The sequence below is a fragment of the Streptomyces sp. NBC_01304 genome, assembly GCF_035975855.1.
In the GTDB taxonomy this organism is placed as follows: domain Bacteria; phylum Actinomycetota; class Actinomycetes; order Streptomycetales; family Streptomycetaceae; genus Streptomyces.
Genome location: NZ_CP109055.1, coordinates 6,480,176 through 6,498,360, shown reverse-complemented (window position 1 = coordinate 6,498,360; position 18,185 = coordinate 6,480,176). Strand labels below are relative to the sequence as shown.

At 71.4% G+C, this 18,185-nt stretch carries 14 protein-coding genes; 5 read left to right on the top strand and 9 right to left on the bottom strand.

The window, feature by feature from the left end; all coding sequences use genetic code 11:
• Nucleotide 1: 1 nt before the first annotated feature.
• The 6 genes from OG430_RS28975 to OG430_RS28950 all read right to left on the bottom strand — a co-directional run bounded on the left by OG430_RS28975 (nt 2) and on the right by OG430_RS28950 (nt 7,651).
• The gene (locus tag OG430_RS28975; RefSeq protein ID WP_327355555.1) at nt 2-1,270 is read right to left on the bottom strand and encodes a cytochrome P450 family protein; all 1,269 of its coding nucleotides are present in this window, start codon (nt 1,268-1,270) and stop codon (nt 2-4) included.
• On the bottom strand, nt 1,267-2,241 hold the full coding sequence (locus OG430_RS28970; RefSeq protein ID WP_327355554.1) for a nucleoside triphosphate pyrophosphohydrolase: 975 nt from the start codon (nt 2,239-2,241) through the stop codon (nt 1,267-1,269). Before OG430_RS28970 ends, OG430_RS28975 begins: the two co-directional genes overlap by 4 nt.
• Nucleotides 2,242-2,407: 166 nt before the next feature.
• Nucleotides 2,408-3,061, bottom strand: coding sequence for a SurA N-terminal domain-containing protein (locus OG430_RS28965; protein WP_327355553.1), 654 nt, complete (start codon nt 3,059-3,061; stop codon nt 2,408-2,410).
• Nucleotides 3,062-3,251: 190 nt separating this feature from the next.
• Entirely contained in the window at nt 3,252-4,778 is a 1,527-nt protein-coding gene (locus tag OG430_RS28960) for a serine/threonine-protein kinase (protein ID WP_327355552.1), read from the bottom strand.
• Nucleotides 4,775-5,431, bottom strand: a complete 657-nt coding sequence (locus tag OG430_RS28955) for a hypothetical protein (protein WP_327355551.1) — start codon at nt 5,429-5,431, stop codon at nt 4,775-4,777. Before OG430_RS28955 ends, OG430_RS28960 begins: the two co-directional genes overlap by 4 nt.
• Before the next feature lie 147 nt (nt 5,432-5,578).
• A complete protein-coding gene (locus OG430_RS28950) occupies nt 5,579-7,651 on the bottom strand; it encodes an N-6 DNA methylase (protein ID WP_327355550.1) in 2,073 nt (690 codons plus the stop codon).
• A gap of 221 nt (nt 7,652-7,872) precedes the next feature.
• Here OG430_RS28950 and OG430_RS28945 point away from each other — a divergent pair, with 221 nt between their 5' ends.
• Both OG430_RS28945 and OG430_RS28940 read left to right on the top strand, forming a co-directional pair.
• The gene (locus tag OG430_RS28945; RefSeq protein WP_327355549.1) at nt 7,873-8,724 is read left to right on the top strand and encodes a hypothetical protein; all 852 of its coding nucleotides are present in this window, start codon (nt 7,873-7,875) and stop codon (nt 8,722-8,724) included.
• Between the two features lie 143 nt (nt 8,725-8,867).
• A complete protein-coding gene (locus OG430_RS28940; protein WP_327355548.1) occupies nt 8,868-9,689 on the top strand; it encodes a hypothetical protein in 822 nt (273 codons plus the stop codon).
• Nucleotides 9,690-9,798: 109 nt separating this feature from the next.
• On the opposite strand, the gene OG430_RS28935 is transcribed toward OG430_RS28940, so the two are convergent.
• On the bottom strand, nt 9,799-10,605 hold the full coding sequence (locus OG430_RS28935; protein ID WP_327355547.1) for an HNH endonuclease family protein: 807 nt from the start codon (nt 10,603-10,605) through the stop codon (nt 9,799-9,801).
• A gap of 196 nt (nt 10,606-10,801) precedes the next feature.
• Between OG430_RS28935 and OG430_RS28930 the strand changes: the two genes are divergently transcribed.
• Nucleotides 10,802-10,981 carry an antitoxin gene (locus tag OG430_RS28930; protein WP_327355546.1) on the top strand — a complete coding sequence of 60 codons (180 nt, stop codon included), beginning with the start codon at nt 10,802-10,804 and terminating at the stop codon, nt 10,979-10,981.
• Nucleotides 10,982-11,164: 183 nt separating this feature from the next.
• On the opposite strand, the gene OG430_RS28925 is transcribed toward OG430_RS28930, so the two are convergent.
• On the bottom strand, nt 11,165-12,037 hold the full coding sequence (locus OG430_RS28925) for an SCO6745 family protein (RefSeq protein WP_327355545.1): 873 nt from the start codon (nt 12,035-12,037) through the stop codon (nt 11,165-11,167).
• Between the two features lie 121 nt (nt 12,038-12,158).
• Here OG430_RS28925 and OG430_RS28920 point away from each other — a divergent pair, with 121 nt between their 5' ends.
• Together OG430_RS28920 and OG430_RS28915 are read left to right on the top strand one after the other, a co-directional pair.
• The gene (locus OG430_RS28920; RefSeq protein ID WP_327355544.1) at nt 12,159-12,740 is read left to right on the top strand and encodes a TetR/AcrR family transcriptional regulator; all 582 of its coding nucleotides are present in this window, start codon (nt 12,159-12,161) and stop codon (nt 12,738-12,740) included.
• An 87-nt stretch (nt 12,741-12,827) separates the two neighbouring features.
• Complete coding sequence (locus OG430_RS28915) at nt 12,828-14,105, top strand: SGNH/GDSL hydrolase family protein (protein ID WP_327355543.1); 1,278 nt, start codon at nt 12,828-12,830, stop codon at nt 14,103-14,105.
• Nucleotides 14,106-14,371: 266 nt separating this feature from the next.
• Here OG430_RS28915 and mfd read toward each other — a convergent pair whose 3' ends face one another.
• Entirely contained in the window at nt 14,372-17,902 is a 3,531-nt protein-coding gene (gene mfd / locus OG430_RS28910; RefSeq protein ID WP_327355542.1) for a transcription-repair coupling factor, read from the bottom strand.
• Nucleotides 17,903-18,185 lie beyond the last annotated feature (283 nt).

The following is an 18,185-nucleotide window of genomic DNA, read 5'->3' as shown; positions in this document are numbered from 1 at the left end:
ATCAGCCGTCCGACTGCCGCAGCTCCGGGGTGAACTCGACCGGAAGCGTGCGAAGTCCGCGCATAATGAGCCCGCCCCGCCACCTCAAATCGCCTGGATCTCCCGCAAGTTGCAGATCCGGCAGTCGGCGCAGCAGCGTGGAAATCGCCGCTTGCCCCTCAAGTCGGGCAAGCGGGGCGCCCAGGCAGTAGTGGATGCCGTGCCCGTAGCCCAGGTGCTGGTTGTCCCGGCGGGCCAGGTCCAGGGTGTCGGGTCCGTCGAACCGCGCGGGGTCCCGGTCGGCGGCGGCGAGCACCACGAGCACCGGGTCGCCGGCCCCGATCCGCTGTCCGCCGATGTCCAGCTCCTCGGTGGCGAAGCGCCAGGTGGCGAGCTCGACGGGCCCGTCGTAGCGCAGGAGTTCCTCGATCCCGGTCTCCAGGAGAGAGGTCTCCCCGGCCGCCAGGGACTGCTGCAGCCGGGCCCGCTGCTCCGGGTGCCGCAGCAGCTGATACGTACCGTTGCCGATCAGGTTGACGGTGGTCTCGAAACCCGCGAACAGCAGGATGAAGGCCATCGCGGCGGCCTCGTTCTCCGTCAGGTGCTCGCCGTGGTCGCTTGCCCGGATGAGGCCGGAAATCAGATCCTCGCCGGGATCCTCCCTTTTCCGGTGAATGAGCTCGGCGAGATATCCGCGCATCTTCTTCACAGAGCGCGCGACGCCGCCCCGCGGCCCGCCCCCGTGGCGGATCATCATTCCCGCCCAGTCCCGGAAGTCGTCCTGGTCCTCGCGCGGAACGCCGAGCAGATCGCAGATCGCGTAAATGGGGAGAGGGAAGGCGAATTCATGGATGAGATCCGCTTCCCCCTTCTCCGCGAATCCATCGATGAGTTGATCGGTGAGTTCCTGTACGCGCGGCGCAAATTCGGCAACCCGGCGCGGGGTGAACGCCTTCGACACGAGCCTGCGCAGCCTTGTGTGGTCCGGCGGATCGATATTGAGCAGATGCGTCATCAGCTCGGCCTTGCGCTCGCCCGGAATTCCGGTCTTGCCCTTGGCGTGGGCGGGCTCGTCGTGATGGGCGGGGTTCTTCGAGAGCCGCTGGTCGGCGAGGGCCTGGCGGGCGTCCGCGTACCGGGTGACGAGCCAGGCCTCGACGCCGCTGGGCAGCTGGGTGCGGTGCACGGGGGCGTGCTCGCGCAGCCAGGCGTAGGCGGGGTAGGGGTCGGTGGCGAACTCCCAGGAGAAGAGCTCCGGTTGGGGCCCCTGCGCTGCCTGCGGGGTGGTCACGCCTGGCCCTCCGCGGCCAGGATCGCGTCCCGGTACGCGCGCGCCGCGGCCCGCAGCGCGGTCTCCGGGTCTCTGCCTGCCGCCTCGGCGCGTACCGCGAGAGCGAGCAGCTCGTACCCGATGCCCTCGCCCACCGGCAGCGCCACATCGAGGCCCGCCGTCCGCACGCGCGAGGCGAGCTTGGCGGTGAGTGCGAGGGAGGGCTGGCCGAGCGGAACGCCCTCGGTCAGCGAATCGCGCTGCTTCTCCTCGGCCTTGGTGCGCATCCAGTGCGCCTTGACGTCCTCCGGGGTCTGCGCGGTGTCGTCGCCGAAGACGTGCGGGTGGCGGTGGATGAGCTTGGTGACGATGCCGCCCGCGACGTCGTCGATGGAGAAGGGCTCGTCCTCCTCTTCCGGACCGCCCTCCTCCGCGATCCGCGCGTGGAAGACGACTTGGAGGAGTACGTCGCCGAGTTCTTCCCGCAGTTCGTGCCGGTCGTCCGTCTCGATGGCCTCGACGAGTTCGTACGCCTCCTCGATGCCGTACTTGGCGAGCCCCTTGTGGGTCTGCTGCGAGGACCAGGGGCACTCGCGGCGGATCCGGTCCATGACCTGGACGAGGTCGAGGAGGCGGGCGCCGGGCAGGTCGTAGGAGGCGGGCAGCAGCTCCAGGTCGGGCATCTGTACGCGCCCCGAACCGGCAAGGCGGGCCAGTCCGTCGGTCAGGCGGGGCTCGCCCTCGCCGGTGGCCACGACGACGACCGTGTGCCCGCCCACGCAGGCCTCGACCAGCTCGTCGGCGCTCGGCGCGGCCTCCTCGACGGTGACGCCGGCCTCGCGGAGGTAGGGCAGCTGGGGGTGGTCCGGGTCTGCGCAGACGACGCGGTCGGCGTCGCGCAGGGCCTGCCAGGCGGGCCAGGAGAGGAGGCCGGGGGCCACGCGGTGGCTTGTGGTGAGCAGGACGATGCGGCCCGGGGCGTTTGCGTTCACCCCTCGAACTTAACCTGCCGGTGGGGCGGGGCTTGCGGGGCGGTGTTTTTCTCCCCGCCCCGCCCCTTCCCTAAAGGCTGCCGCCGGCTTCAAAAGACTGTCCTCAAACGCCGGACGGGCTGAAGAGCGACGCCTGACGGGCTGAAGAGAGACGCCGAACGAGGAGCTAGGCCTGCTTGCGAGCCGCCGCCGAATCCTCCCGGATCCAGGGCGTCGTCGCGTCGGCCCGCTGGCTCTTCGTCACGTCCCACTTGCCGTAGCGCGGGTTTACGTCGATCTTCAGTGCCTTCGACGCCTTCGAGAGCGCGCTCCAGAACGCGGCCTGGCCCTCGTCCGAGGACGGGTCGACGCCCAGCTTCTCGTAGAGCTTCTGGGCCTCGATCTCCGTACGGAGGCTGTCGTCGATGCGGCTCGGCGGGATGCTGTACTGCTGCAGCCAGCCCATCTCCAGGGCCTTGGCGCCGCCCGCCTGGGTCTCCAGCTTGGCGCGCAGGTCCTGGAACTCCTTGCGGCTCACGGTGACTCCCGCGTCGGTCGCCGCGCGGTGCAGGACCTTGTCGAGGACCATCGACTGGAGCGTGTCGCGAGTGAGGCTGCCGGTCTTCTCGACCGCCTGCTCGTACTGGCCGGACTTGGCGGTGGCGCTCTGCTGGGCCGCGCGGACCTCGCCGACCCGGGACTGCAGCTGCGCGACCGTGATGCGGTCGCCGCCGACCACGGCTGCGGCACCGGGATGCGCGTCGTTTCCGCACGCGGTGAGGAGCGGGGCCGCGGCGAGCAGGGCGGCGGAGACGGCGAGCGCGGTGCGACGGCGGTGCAAAGTGGCCTCCCGGAGGCGAGATTGTGCGGCATTGCACAAGCGGGCCTTGCGGTGATCGATGTTAGGCAGTGGCGGCGGCTTCGGCCACTGATTCGACCAACGATTCGGGGTCAGTTGGGGGTACGCCTCCACTCGGGCCCTGCTGGAAACGTTCCTCCTCGTGGCGCCGGGCCCGGGCCCGAACCCCGGATCAGCCCCGGACCTGCCCCAGCCAGTGCAGCGTCCGCCGGATCTCGCCGGGCAACGGGTGGGCCGGGCCGTGGCGGAGTTCGGCGTCGTAGAGCAGCCGCGCCAGGGTGTCGTGGGCCGCGGCCCGGTCGCCGAGGGCGAGCAGCAAGTGGCCTATTCGGCGGCGCAGTTCGAGGGCGGTCTCGGGGTCGCCGCCCACGTACTGGTTCTCGAAGTACGGGAGCAGGGAGCGGTATTCGGCGAGCGCGGCCGCGGGTTCGCCGAGCTGTTCCAGGCACTGCGCGGCCTCGTAGCGGAAGCGCAGCGAGTCCGGGTCGGCCTGGCCGGTCTCTGCGGCGCGCTGGTCGGCGAGGCGGCGCAGCTCGGGCAGGGCGCGGCGGTACTGGCCGTCGTCCATGAGCGTGGCGGCGTACTGCTTGCGCAGGGTGCGCACGACCGGCGAGTGCTCGCCGTGCTGCTGCGCGGCGGCGGGCAGGATCGCGCCGAGCAGGTCGACGGCCTGGGTGATGCGGCCCTCGCCGAGCAGGCGCTTGACGTCGTCGACGGCCTGCGCGACGTCCTGGCGGGGCTCTTCCACCTGCTGGGTGGGCTGCGCGGCGGGGGTCACCGCGCGGTCCGGCCAGGGGGCGCCGGGGCGCAGGAAGGGCCGGGTCGGGTCGAGCGGTCCGACGGGGGCGCCGCGCGCGGGCAGCAGGGGAAGCAACGCCTCGTACACCTCTTGCGCGGAGGCGGGGCGGTGCTGCGGGTCCTTGGCGAGCAGGCGCAGGACGAGGGCTTCGAGGGGTTCGGGGATCTCGGGGCGCACCTGGCGGACCGGGAGCGGCGGCTCGTAGAGGTGGCGGTGGAGCACGCCGAGGACGGTGGTGCCCGCGAACGGGACGTTGCCGCTGAGGAGTTCGTAGAGGAGTACGCCGAGTGCGTAGAGATCGGTGTACGGACCGACCGCGCCGCCCATCGCCTGCTCGGGCGCCATGTACGCGGGGCTGCCGATGGGTGAGCCGGTGTGGGTGAGGCGGGTGGTGTCGGAGTCGAGTACGGAGGCGACGCCGAGGTCGAGCACGGTGAGGGTGCCGTCCGGCTTGACCATGACGTTCCGCGGCTTGAGGTCGCGGTGCACGATCGGCACCGCGTGCACGGCGGAGAGCACGGAGCACAGCTGGGCGGCGACCGCGACGGCCCAGGGCCAGGGGTAGGGGTCGTGCTCGGCTATGTGGTCGGCGAGGTCGGAGCCGTCGACGTACTGCATGACGAGGTAGAGGTCGCCGTGCTCGCCCGTGTCGCTGCCCGCGTCGTGCACGGTGACCAGGCCGGGGTGGTCCACCTGCGCGGTGACGCGGCACTCGCGCACGAAGCGGCGGCGCAGCTCCTCGGCCTCGTGGCCGGCGACGCGGTCGGGGCGGAGCAGCTTGACGGCGACGCGGCGGTCGAGGCGCTGGTCGTAGCCCGTCCAGACCTGGCCCATGCCGCCCTGCCCGATGAGCGTGGACAGTTCATAGCGGTCGGCGACGACGCGTCCGCTCCCGCTCACCGATCACCCTCGGGCCGATGGTCCTGCGGGGGCCGGTCCTGCGGCTCCTGCTTGCGCAGGAAGCTGCTCAACTCGTCCAGTTCTGCGCGCACCTGGTCGATGCGGGCGGGGCCGGGCGGCGGCGTGGGTGCCGGGGCCGGGGCCGGGTTCGGTATGTGCCGGGGCGTCGGGGGCATCTGCTGCGGGAGCTGCGACTGGGTCATCTGCTGCATCTGCTGCTGCGGCATCTGCTGCTGCGGCGCCTGCGGGTAGCCGTACGCGGGTCCGGGGTGGGGCTGTTGCTGCGGCTGCGGGTAGCCGGGGTAGCCGGTCGGCTGCTGGAAGTGGCGGATTTCCATGGTCAGGTAGTAGACGGTGACCCCGACCATCGTGAGGAGGACACCGAAGGTGCCTATCCACTCCTGGGCGGTGTCGACCTCCTCGGTGGGTTCCGCGCCGAGCATGATAAGCGAGCCGATGCCGACCACCATGCTCACGGCCATGGCGATCCAGTCGCGTGTCTTGCGGGTCAGGATCGCGAGGCGCAGGAGCGGGGCCCAGGCGAGGATCCCGCAGGTGAACATCGCCAGCAGCACGAAGAGCACACGCAGCGCGATGAGCACGCCGTCAGAGGGGCGCTGAGGCTTCGACGGGCCATACGCGTGGCCGTACATGGGGCTGCTCCTGGGGAACCGAACGGGCGTGTGCAGGGTCGAGCGTATACAGCGACGCCGACAAGCGGTCCAGGGTTGCAGTGGATCGCTGACCTGCCGGTTATCCGGAAGAGGATGTTCCGGTGGCTCGAAGGGGTCAGTGGGCGCTCACCCGGGCTGCAGGGTTCCGTCCGTCAGGCCGTCGTACGTCCCCTGCACCAGCTGTTCCCCGAGCACGGCCGCCTGCCGCAGCGCCTCCTCGAAGTCCGCGAGCGAGCGGAAGCGTGCGCCGTAGCGCTGCTGCTGGTCGAGCGGCAGGCGGGGCAGCTGCAGACGGCGTACGTCGAGTCGGGTCGCGGTCGAGGCGTAGCTGCTGGCCTGGCGGTTGTTGGCGGTGCCGCGCAGGAAGCCGGCCAGGAACCAGGGGTCGAGCGCGGACCGGTCGGGGCGCAGCAGGGTGACGTTGCGGCCGAGGACGGCCCCCGCCGTCGCGGCGTCGACCACGCGCGCGACAGTGCCGCCGCCGAGGACGGGCACGACGACATCGCCCTCTTCCGTGAGGACGGCATCCGTAAGGAGGGCGTCGTCCTCCTGGCTCGCGTCGCCTTCGGGGAGCGCGCCGGAGGGTGCGGTGCCGGAGACCACGTCGTAGTCGGTGAGCACGGGCACGCGCGCGTGGCCGACGGCGCTGCCCGTACGCAGCGTCAGCGCGCCCGCGCGCGCGAGTTCGCCGACCGTGGTGAGCGGCCACCGCGCGGGCGGCGCCGACTCGGTCTGCGGGGGCGCGAGTCCGGCGGCCAGGTGCAGCGTCTCGGTGAGGCGTACGCGTACGTCCGCGAGCTCGGCCCCGCCGCCGGGCGCGGCCGGGGGCGGCAGATGGCGGGCCGGGGCGAGGTCCACGTCGTCGTCGAGCAGCTCGATGACGGGCAGCGCCCGGCTGAGGCCCGGCTGTTCCTCTGCCGTGCCGGTGCGGTCGAACGGCGTCCAGGCGTCGAGCACGGCGGCCTGCACTGTCTGCCAGGGCAGCTTCTCCCGCGCGGACCCGGCTTCTTGGACCGACCCCGCGGTGTCGACGAGCAGCACCTCGGGGGCGGGCCGCGTGGTGGGGCCCGGCTTGCGCAGGACCCACAGGTGCAGCGGCACGTTGTTGGGCGGGGCGGCGCCCGCCGGGAGCGCGACGACGGCGCGCAGCGCGCCGCGGCGGAGCAGGTCGGCCCGGATCCGGCGGCCGGAGCGGCGCGAGGCCGCGGCGGGCGGCATCAGCAGGACGGCCGTGCCGCCGTCGCGCAGGCGGGCCAACGCGTGTTGCACCCAGGCCAGTTCGGACTCCGTACGGGCCGGGAAGCCGTACTCCCAGCGCGGGTCGTAGGCCAGCTCGTCATGTCCCCAGTTGCGCTCGTTGAACGGCGGGTGGCAGAGCACGACGTCGGCCCGGACGCCTTCGAAGGCGTCGGCGCGCAGGGTGTCGGCGGCCGCGGTGCGCACGGTCGCGTCGGTGTTGAGGGCGAGCCGCAGGGCGGTGAGCGCGGCCAGTTCGGGGGCGCCGTCCTGGCCCTGCAGGAGCTGGTCGGGGCGCGGTTCGACCGCCTTGAGGAGGGCGCCGGTGCCGCAGGCGGGGTCGAGGACCGCGCGGGCCGGTCCTGCGAGGGCGGCCATGAGGGCGGCGGGTCCTGGCGGGGTGAGCGTGTACTGGCGGGGATTGGCGTCGAGGTGCCGGCCGAGCAGGAACTCGAAGGTCTGGCGGGCACCCAACTCGGCGGCGAGCTCCGCGGATCCGCGCATCAGCGGCACGGAGGGCAGCAGGTCGGCCGGGTCGGGGGTGTGCACGGCCCGCTCGGGCGCGGCCGGGCCGAAGCGCTGGGTGAGGACGACGCCGAGGGTGCCGGGCAGCAGCTCGGCCAGGCGCCGGTCGGAGACGGCGCTCAACTCGAGCCAGTCGGTGGGCCGTTCATGCACGAGGAGCAGCGCGCCGCCCGCGTGCAGCAGGGCGGTGACCGGCCCCGCCGGGTGCCCCGCCAGCTGCTGCCAGACCCGCTCGCGCAGCGGCACCTCGGCGAGCTTGCCCTGGCCGCGCAGCCAGTCCTCGACGTCGGTGAGGGCGAAGGCGGGGCTGGTCTCGGTCCCGCCGACCGGCTTGGGGAAGTCCGCGTGGCGGCGGCGCCAGTTGCTCACCGCGGCCCGTCCGACCCCGGCGAGCCGGGCGATTCCGGCGGCGGTGACCTCTGTCGCGTTGTCCGGCACCCGGCGGCTCCCTGCTCGGTCGTGTCCCGCGCTCGTCGCGTTCCGGTGCGCGTCGCGTGTGCGGTGCAGCATACCGCTCACACGCGTGAACACACCTGTTCCTATGAACTGTGTTGACTCGGTTCACAGGCTCTGCTCTTATTGACCCATCGGGCCAGCAGGCCCGGTCGAATCAACTAGTCACAGCAGCGCACCCCACGGCGCAGCCGGAAGGGTTTCCCATGTCTCACGGTTACGGCGCCCCGCAGGACCCGCAGCAGCCGCAGCAGCAGCCCCAGTACTCGCAGTACCCGCCGCAGCAGCCCTTCGGTGCACCGCAGCCCCAGCCCCCGCATCAGCAGCAGCAGCCCAAGCGCAGCTGGATCGCCCGCCACAAGGTGCTCACCGCGGTCGGCGCGATCGTCGTCCTCGGGGTGATCGGCGCCGCGGTCGGCGCGGGCGGCAGTGGGGACAAGGACAAGGGCAAGGACAACACCGCCCACTCCGGCACCAAGTCGGACGCGAAGGGCGGCGGCAAGACCGGGGAGAAGGCCGGCGAGAAGGCCGAGGAGAAGAAGGAGCAGGAGGCGAAGCCCGCGATCGCCGGCGAGGGCGACTTCCAGGTCGGCGGCGACGTCAAGCCGGGGACGTACCGCACGACCGGGAACACGGACGGCATGTGCTACTGGGAGCGCGCCAAGGACTCCAAGGGCGAGCTCGACTCGATCCTTGCCAACGACAATGTGTCCGGCACCAGTTACGTGACGATCGCGGCGGGCGACAAGCTCTTCAAGTCGACCGGCTGCAAGGACTGGACGGCCGTCGACGAGAAGGCGAAGGGCACGCCGCCCGGCGGCCCGCTCAAGGGCGACGGCGGCATGTTCAAGGTGGGCGTCGACATCGCACCCGGCACCTACAAGTCCTCGGGGAACACCGATGACATGTGCTACTGGGAGCGCGCGAAGGACGCCGGGCACGGCATCGACTCGATCGCCGCGAACGACAACGTCAGCGGGAGCGCGATCGTGACGATCACCGCGAAGGACGCGTACTTCAAGACGACGGGCTGCAAGGACTGGAAGAAGACGGGCTGATCCGGCATACCGCCCGCCGCACGGCCCGCACCCCGCCGCACAGTGACAGTTGGGCCCTCTCCTGCGCTGTCATACCCGTCCCATAGGCTCCACTCGCGAGCGCGAAGCTCGCTCGTTTACCGCTCTCCGGGGGGAGAACACTCATGCGTCGCACCACACTTGCCGCCCTCTGCATCACGGCCTCGCTGGCCCTGACCGCCTGCAACCCGACGGGAGGGGACGGCAAGAAGGACGACAAGTCCCAGGGCGGCTGGAGCGGGGTCGGCGGCGGGGCCTCGAAGAAGCCGGCCGAGTCCAAGGCGCCCTTCGCGGGCGAGTCGGGTCCCGACATCGTCGACAAGGCCCTGGAGACGACCGGTGACGCCAAGTCCCTGCGCGTCAAGGGCACGGCCCCCGACGACGAGATGGGCCTGATCAACATGGACCTGGCCCTCGACACCGAGGGCAACTGCGCGGGCACGATGTCGGTGCCGGACCAGGGGTCCCTCGAGCTGATCAACGACGGCAAGACGCTGCACATGAAGCTCGACGAGAAGTTCATCCGCAGCCAGGTCGGCAAGGGCCAGCCCGCGGGCGAGGTCGACGCGGCCGTGGACATGATGGCCGACCGCTGGGTGAAGACGGACGCGACCAGCGGCCAGGCCAAGCAGATGGCGTCCTTCTGTGATCTCGACGCGCTGCTCAAGGAGTTCACCGGGGCCCGCTCCATGGCCCGCAAGGGCAAGCCGGCCACGATAGGCGGCAAGAAGGCGATCACCCTCCACGAGAACGACGGCAAGGACCGCTACAAGATCTACGTCGCCGCGGAGGGCGAGCCCTACCTGCTGCGCATCACCAACGAGGCGCCCGGCCAGGAGTCCATCGACTTCCTCGACTTCGACAAGCCGGTCGACACCACGGCACCCACCGGCGACGTCCTGGACATGGACAAGCTGGGCGGCAACTCCGGAGGGATCGACGCCTGACCCATCCGGTCCGGGGCCCACTCCGCGCGGAAGGCGGGGCTCACTCCACGCGGAAGGCGGCGCTCACTCCACGCGGAAGGCGGCGCTCACTCCACGCGGAAGGCGGCGCTCACCCCGCGTGGAAGCGGGGCGGCGCCACGGTGGGCGCGTCACCGGCCCCGGGCAGTCGCTGTCCGGGGCACCCGCCGAGCACCCGCTTCATCGCGGCCTGCTCGGCGGCCGTGACCCACACTCCGTACTTCTTCTTCACCGCGACCTGCCCGGCCGCATACGCGCACCGATAGCCCTTGGCCGGCGGCAGCCAGGTCGCGGTGTCGCCGTCCCCCTTGCTGCGGTTGGGCGTCGCGCCGACCGCGAGGAGGTTCAGCGGGTCGTTGGCGAAGGCGATGCGCTTGCTCGGCTCCCACTGCTGCGCGCCCTTCTGCCAGGCGTCCGAGAGGGCGACGAGATGGTCGATGTCGACCTTGCTGCGGCCGCGCGCGTACGTGACGTCCTGGCCGCTGTACGGGTCGGGGGCGAGCGTGCCCCCGGTGACCTTGCAGTCGCCGTCGGTGCGGACGTCGTCCAGGTCGCGCTTGAGGATGTCGTCGCGGGTGCCGCAGCCGTTGGAGTCGGTGTCGGCCCAGGGACTGCCGAACCGGTCCCGGTCGTAACCCGTCTTGGGCGCACGCCCCTTGACCGTCAGGCCGTCGACGGCCGCGAGGGCGGAGCCGGGCTTCCCCTCGGGGCCGGCCTCTCCCCCACCGCCCGGCTCGGACTCCGCGGTGCAGGCGGCCGCACCCAGCGTGAGCAGCAGGGCGAGCGCGACCGTCGTAAGGCGGGCGGTCACCGACCGCTCGGTAAGACGGGCGGTCACCGATGACGGGTGTTGGGTTCCCTCGGCAAGACGGGCGGTCCCCGCCCCCTCGCCGGTCATGGACTTCTCCACAGCGCGCTTCCCCTCCCCTGCCCGGCCCCCGCATGCCTGGCGCGGGCGCGACCGACCGTATCGCGGGCCCGCCCCCGCACCGAGAAGCGGGGCCGGGCGTTCGGGCGTATCGTCGGAAATGGATATGGGTGAGTTGCTGCACTTTGCGCAGATTCGCCCCGTCACCTCCGAAAGGAGCCCCGAGGTGGGCATCTTCGACAAGTTCAAGGGCCAGGCCCAGGACAAGGGCAAGGAAATCATCGACAACGTCGGCGACGAGGTCGACGAGAAGACCGGCGGCAAGTTCAAGGACCAGGTCGACAAGGGCCAGGACGCGGCGAAGGATGCGCTCGGCATCGACAAGGAGGGCGAGCAGCCCAAGTAGGGCTCTGCCCCCGGTTCTCAGTCCTTACGGAGGAACTGGACCACCACGGTAGAAGAGAGCCGTCGTCCCGCGGACCGCACCTGCCGCGGACGACGGCTCTTCGTGTCCTGGGGCCCTTCCCGGCGGACCGGCCCCAGGGCACGTCTCTCAACTCACGCCATTCCCGGGGGTCCCGGGGGGTCTTCACACCTTCCCGATCCCCAGCGTGTTCGTCCCCGGCAGCAGGCCGGACCCGATCACCGCGACCCAGAACTCCCCCAGCAGATCGGCGAGCTTCGCCATGTCGGCCGCGCCCAACGCCTCCCAGGGCCCCGCCGCAAGCTCGTCCGTGCGGCGCTCGACCTCCGCGCGCAGCGCGCGCCCCGCCTCCGTCGCAGTGCCGTCCTTCTCCAACAGGCCCCGCGCTACGAGGCGTTCACCCGCCGCGGTCCAGGCGGCCGCACTCCAGCCCCGGCTCTCGAAGGTCGCGGCCGGCGCCGCCCCGATCGCCGCGAAGGACACCAGCGACTCCACCGGGTCGAGCCCCGCGACCAGCGTCGCCGCCAGATGGCCGTCGCCCCGGTGCTCGCGCAGGATCGTCGCGGCCCGCCAGAGCACGAGGTGCGGCGCGTCCGGCCAGGCCAGGGCCGCATTGGCGGCGGCGAGCGGGCGGCCCGCCACAACGGCGGCCTCGGCGGCCCGGCGGGCCAGCGCTGCGGCCTCCGCGAGCTCGGCACTGCCGACGCGGTCGCCGAACAGCGCACGGTAGGTACGGTCCACGGCCCGTTCGCGGGCGGCGAGGACGGCCTCGGGAGCCGCGACGTCCCACGCGGCGGGAACGTACTCCCCGACCATCTCCGGGTTGAAGCTGTAGAACGCGGACGCCACCTGCTCGCGCCCGGCCGCCCCCAGTGGCGCGGCCCGCCAGGCGAAGTAACTCGGCCACCGCTCATCGGTCTTGAAGCCGAGCGCGGCCGCCTCCTCGAAGGACTCCGGGGCGTAGTAGAGCACGGCGTGCAGCGGCTCCAGGAGCTGCCACAGGTGCCGTACGCGACCGAGCTCGATCTCTGCGGACATGACGCTCTCCTCTGCCGTCGGAGGCCTGCGGACGTTTGGCGCGGGCCAGAACTTGACACTGACTAGATTGCTCGCGCCCGCCGAACTTGTCAATGCCTAGATTCCGCGTAATCTGCTGACCATGACGAACCGGCGCACCAGTGAGCGCACCTACCACCACGGCGATCTCCGCCATGCCGTCCTGACCGCGGCCCTCGACGTCATCGCCGCCGAGGGCCCGGGCGCCCTGAGCCTGCGCGACCTCGCCCGCCGGGCCGGTGTCTCGCATGCCGCGCCGGCGCATCACTTCAAGGACCGCACGGGCCTGCTCACCGCGATCGCGGCGGAGGGCTACGACCTGCTCGCCGAGGCCCTCGCGGACGCGCCCGAGCTGCGCGAACGAGGGGTGCGCTATGTGCGGTTCGGGAGGGCGCACCCGGCGCACTTCCAGGTGATGTTCCAGCCTGAACTGCTGCGCGGGGACGACCCGGACCTGGTGGCCGCCAGGGAGCGCGCCGGTGAGCAACTACGCGCAGGGGTTGCCGAGTTGGAGGAGACGAAACGGGGCGACGACGCCCGGCTCGCGGGCATCGCCGCCTGGTCCCTGGCCCACGGTTTCGCCACCTTGCTGCTGAGCCGGAACCTGGACGGCCCAGTGGGCGACCGGGACCCCGAGGACGTCTTCCGGGCACTCACCGGGCTGTTGTTCGCGCCGGAACGCTGAAGAATTTCCCCGGGCCGGGAATGCCCGGGGCCACCCCACGCTTAGTGATGTTCGTAAGTGATCGAACACATGCAAGGGGTGGGGAAAATGATTGCCAAGCGTGCCTCGGTTCGGCTGGCCGGTACCGCATTCGTGGCGGCGGCGACGCTGCTGGCCGTGTCCGTCACCGACGCTTCCGCGGCCAAGGTGGCGCACCATGCGCCGACTTGGCAGGGCGCCTGGGCCGCCTCCCCGCAGTCGGCGACCGCGCCCTTCGCGCCGAACTGGTCGCAGGAGGGCTTCGACAACCACACCGTCCGTCAGGTGGTGCGCGTCACCAACAGCGGCACGAAGGCCCGGATCGAGCTGTCCAACCGTTACGGCAAGACCCCGCTGAAGATCACCGGCGCGACGGTGGCACGTACCGCCAAGGGCGCCTCCGTACAGCCGGGTTCGGTGCGGCAGCTGACCTTCGGCAAGGGCCACGACTCGGTGACGATCCCGTCGGGCGGCAAGGCGCTCAGCGACGGCGTGCCCTTCAAGGTGAAGGCCTTCGAGTCGGTGACCGTGACGCTGTATCTGGCGGAGAAGACCGGGCCCGCGACCTTCCACCACCTCGCCTCGGCCACCAGCTACCGCGCGTCCGGCGACCACCGCTCCGACGCGGCCGGTACGTCGTTCAAGGAGTCCGGCACGTCCTGGTACTACCTCTCGGGCGTCGAGGTCAGCGGCTCAAAGCCCGTACGGGGCAACGGCATCGTGACCTTCGGCGATTCCATCACCGACGGCGTGGGCTCCCACGCCGACGCGAACAACCGCTACCCCGACGAGCTCGCCGAGCGGCTGGCCGCCGCCGGGAAGCCGCGTGCCGTGCTCAACCAGGGCATCGGCGGCAACCAGGTCACCAACGACACGGTCTGGGCGGGCGAGAAGGGCATCGCCCGGTTCAAGGAGGACGTGCTCGACGAGCGGGGCGTACGCACGGTCATCGTCCTGGAGGGCATCAACGACATCGGCGGCACCACCTGGGGAGAGAACTTCCCCGGCGGCCCGACCCCCGAGGTCTCCGTGCAGCAGCTCATCGACGGCCACCGCAAGCTGATCCGCCAGGCGCACTCCAAGGGCCTCAAGGTGATCGGCGCGACCCTGACCCCGATCGAGGGCTCGGCCTACTTCACCGCCGAGAACGAGGCCAAGCGGGACGCCGTCAACAAGTGGATCCGCACCTCGGGCGCGTACGACGCGGTGGTCGACTTCGACCGCGCGGTGGCCGACCCGGCGCACGAGGACCGCATCCTGCCCGCGTACGACTCGGGTGACGCGCTGCACCCGAACGACGCGGGGTACAAGGCGATGGCGGACGCGCTGGACCTGAATGAGCTCTGACGCCGGCTAGGGCCTGTCTTCAAACTCCCGCCTGCCCCGCGACGCCGCAGTGACATCAGCTGCTGCCGCAGCGGGCGCACGCTCGCCGCACCGGGCGAAAGCCCAAGTACGTCCGGTCCATCGACGGAGCCTTCCACCCGGCACGCCGAGCGCACGCACCAGACGCCGCAAGGCCGCCCTTCGGGCGACGACGGGAGTTTGAAGACAGGCCCTCGGGGTGGCCGCACCGCATGCGGCCACCCCGAGGTCAGGACCCCGAGGACCGGTCAGGACCCCAGGATCGTGGTGAGGAACTCCCCCACCCACCCGAGCAGTTCCCGCCCGACCACCGGCTTCCCGCCCACCTTCGCCGTCTTCGGGCGCGGCACCAGGAGCTGGTGGCTGGTGGGCTTGATGACCGTGCCCGGGTAGAGCCGCTTGAGTCGCAGCTCCTGGGACTCGCGCAGCTCGACGGGCGCGAACCGGATGTTGTTGCCCTGCAGCACGATCTCGCCGACCTCGCAGGCGCGGGCCAGCATCCGCAGCCCGGCGACCAGGAGCAGGTTCTCGACCGGTTCGGGCAACTTGCCGTAGCGGTCGACCAGTTCCTCGCGTACCGCCTTGATGTCCTCCTCAGTGTTGGCGGAGGCGATCGAGCGGTAGGCCTGCAGACGCAGCCGCTCGCCGGGCGCGTAGTCGTGCGGGACGTGCGCGTCGACCGGCAGCTCGATCTTCACCTCGAGCGGCGGCTCCTCCTCCGCGCCGCCTTCCAGCTGAGCCCGGTAGTCGGCGACGGCCTCGCCGACCATGCGTACGTACAAGTCGAAGCCGACACCCGCGATGTGGCCCGACTGCTCGCCACCGAGCAGATTGCCCGCGCCGCGGATCTCCAGGTCCTTCATCGCGACGTACATGCCCGCGCCCATCTCGGTGTGCTGGGCGATGGTCGCGAGCCGCTCGTGCGCCGTCTCGGTGAGCGGCTTCTCCGGCGGGTACAGGAAGTACGCGTAACCGCGCTCGCGGCCTCGTCCCACACGGCCGCGCAGCTGGTGCAGCTGCGAGAGACCGAAGTTGTCGCCGCGCTCGACGATCAGCGTATTGGCGTTGGAGATGTCGATGCCGGACTCGACGATCGTCGTGGAGACGAGGACGTCGAACTTCTTCTCCCAGAAGTCGACGACGACCTGCTCCAGGGCGGACTCCGACATCTGCCCGTGGGCGGTCGCGATCCGCGCCTCCGGCACGATCTCCCGGAGCCGGGCGGCCGCGCGGTCGATCGACTCGACGCGGTTGTGGATGTAGAAGACCTGGCCCTCACGCAGGAGTTCACGCCGGATCGCGGCGCCGATCTGCTTCTCCTCGTACGGACCCACGAAGGTGAGGACCGGGTGCCGCTCCTCCGGCGGTGTCGTGATGGTCGACATCTCGCGGATGCCGGTCACTGCCATTTCGAGCGTACGAGGAATGGGGGTGGCGGACATCGTCAGTACGTCGACGTTGGCGCGCAGCTTCTTCAGCTGCTCCTTGTGCTCGACGCCGAACCGCTGCTCCTCGTCGACGATGACCAGGCCCAGGTCCTTGAACTTGGTCTCGGACGAGAAGAGCCGGTGGGTGCCGATGACGATGTCGACCGAGCCGTCCTTGAGGCCCTCCAGGGTGGCCTTCGACTCGCCCTCGCTCTGGAAGCGGCTCAACGCCCTTACGACGACCGGGAATTGGCCGTACCGCTCGGTGAACGTCCCGAAGTGCTGCTGCACGAGGAGCGTGGTCGGCACCAGGACGGCGACCTGCTTGCCGTCCTGGACGGCCTTGAAGGCCGCGCGGACCGCGATCTCCGTCTTGCCGTAGCCGACGTCGCCGCAGATCAGGCGGTCCATCGGGACCGACTTCTCCATGTCCTCCTTGACCTCGGCGATCGTGGTCAGCTGGTCGGGCGTCTCCACGTACGGGAACGCGTCCTCCAGCTCGCGCTGCCAGGGGGTGTCCGGGCCGAAGGTGTGGCCGGGGGCCGCCATGCGCGCGGAGTAGAGCTTGATCAGGTCGGCGGCGATCTCCTTGACCGCCTTCTTGGCGCGCGCCTTGGTCTTGGTCCAGTCGGCGCCGCCGAGGCGGTGCATCGTCGGGGCCTCGCCGCCCACGTACTTGGTGATCTGCTCCAGCTGGTCGGTGGGGATGTAGAGCCGGTCGCCGGGCTGGCCGCGCTTGGCGGGGGCGTACTCGACGACCAGGTATTCGCGGGTCGCGTTCTGCACGGTGCGCTGGACCATCTCGATGTAGCGGCCCACGCCGTGCTGCTCGTGCACGATGTAGTCGCCCTGCTCCAGGGTGAGCGGGTCGATGGTCTTGCGGCGCCGGGCGGGCATCCGCTGACCGTCCTTGCCGGCCGCCTTCTGGCCGGTCAGGTCGGTCTCGGTGAGGACGGCGAGCTTGAGCGCCGCGTCCACGAAGCCGTAGTCGATCGAGCCGCAGGCCACGTGCACGACGGACGGCGCGATCTCCGCCAGGTCCTTGTCGAGCCGGGCGGCGATGCCCTCGCCGCCGAGGACCTCGACGGTGCGGGCGGCCGGGCCGTGCGCCTCGGTGACGAAGACCGTGCGCCAGCCGTCGGCGTTCCACTGCTTGGCGTCCGCGAGCGCGCGGGCGGTGTCACCGCGGTACGTCTCCGGGGCGTGCATGCCCAGCTTCAAGGTGTCGGAGTCGAGCTCCTCGTCGGCGGCGAACGGCGAGACCGACCACCACATCATCCCGAGGTCCCGTGCGTGGTCCCGGACGTCCGCGATGCCCCGCAGCGAGGCCGCGCCCACGTCGATCGGAGCCTCGCCACCACCGGCGGTCGCGGCCCAGCTGGCCTGCAGGAACTCCTGGCTCGTGGCCACCAGGTCGGCCGCGCGCGTCCGCACCCGCTCCGGGTCGCAGACGACCGCCATGGCGTCCTTCGGCAGCACGTCGAGCAGCAGCTCCATGTCGTCGACCAGGACCGGGGCCAGGGACTCCATGCCCTCGACCGCGATGCCCTCCGCGATCTTCCCGAGCAGTTCGCCGAGCTCCGGATGCGCCTCGGCGAGGGCCGCGGCCTTCTCCCGTACGGAATCGGTGAGCAGCAGCTCCCGGCAGGGCGGCGCCCACAGGCCGTGCTCGGCGATCTCCAGGGACCGCTGGTCGGCGACCTTGAAGTAACGGATCTCCTCGACCTCGTCACCCCAGAACTCGATGCGGAGGGGGTGCTCCTCGGTCGGCGGGAAGACGTCCAGGATCCCGCCCCGGACCGCGAACTCGCCGCGCTTCTCGACCAGTTCGACCCGGGCGTACGCGGCCGCCGCAAGGGCCTCCACGATCTCGTTCAGGTCCACCGACTGGCCCTGGGCGAGGCTCACCGGCTCCAGGTCGCCGAGCCCCTTGACCTGCGGCTGCAGCACGGAACGCACGGGCGCGACGACCACGCTCACCGGCCCGGTCTCGGGGTCGTCCGGCCTCGGGTGCGCAAGGCGGCGAAGAACCGCGAGCCGCCGGCCCACCGTGTCCGAACGGGGCGAGAGCCGCTCGTGCGGCAGCGTCTCCCAGGACGGGTACTCGGCGACCGTGTCCGGGTCGAGCAGCGAGCGCAGCGCCGCCGCCAGGTCCTCCGCCTCGCGCCCCGTCGCGGTCACGGCGAGCACGGTCCGCTTGGCCTCGCGGGCCAGCGCGGCCACGGCGAAGGGCCGGGCGGCGGGCGGACCGACCAGATCCACGTGCATCCGGTTGCCGTCCTGGGCGGCCTTCACCGCTTCGGCGAGTGCGGCGTCCTTGACGACGGCATCGAGCAGACCGTGCAGGCTCATGAAGACTTTTCCGTCCAGGCAGTGCGTACGCGGGCGGGGAGCGGGCGTACGGCGTGGGCAACGCAAAGGGCCCGACACGTCCAGGGCCTGTGTCGGAAGTGGCGTCGTCCGCCCGGAGGGCGGGCCCTGCGGCGTCCGGTGCGTGCTCTCGGCGTGCCGGCCGGAAGTCCTCGTACTGGACGTACTTGGGCTTTCGGCCGGTGCGGCGAGAGTGCGTGCCGGGCGTCGCGGGGCAGACGCCACTTCCGACACAGGCCCTGGCGGGCCGGGGGTTCCCAGCCTA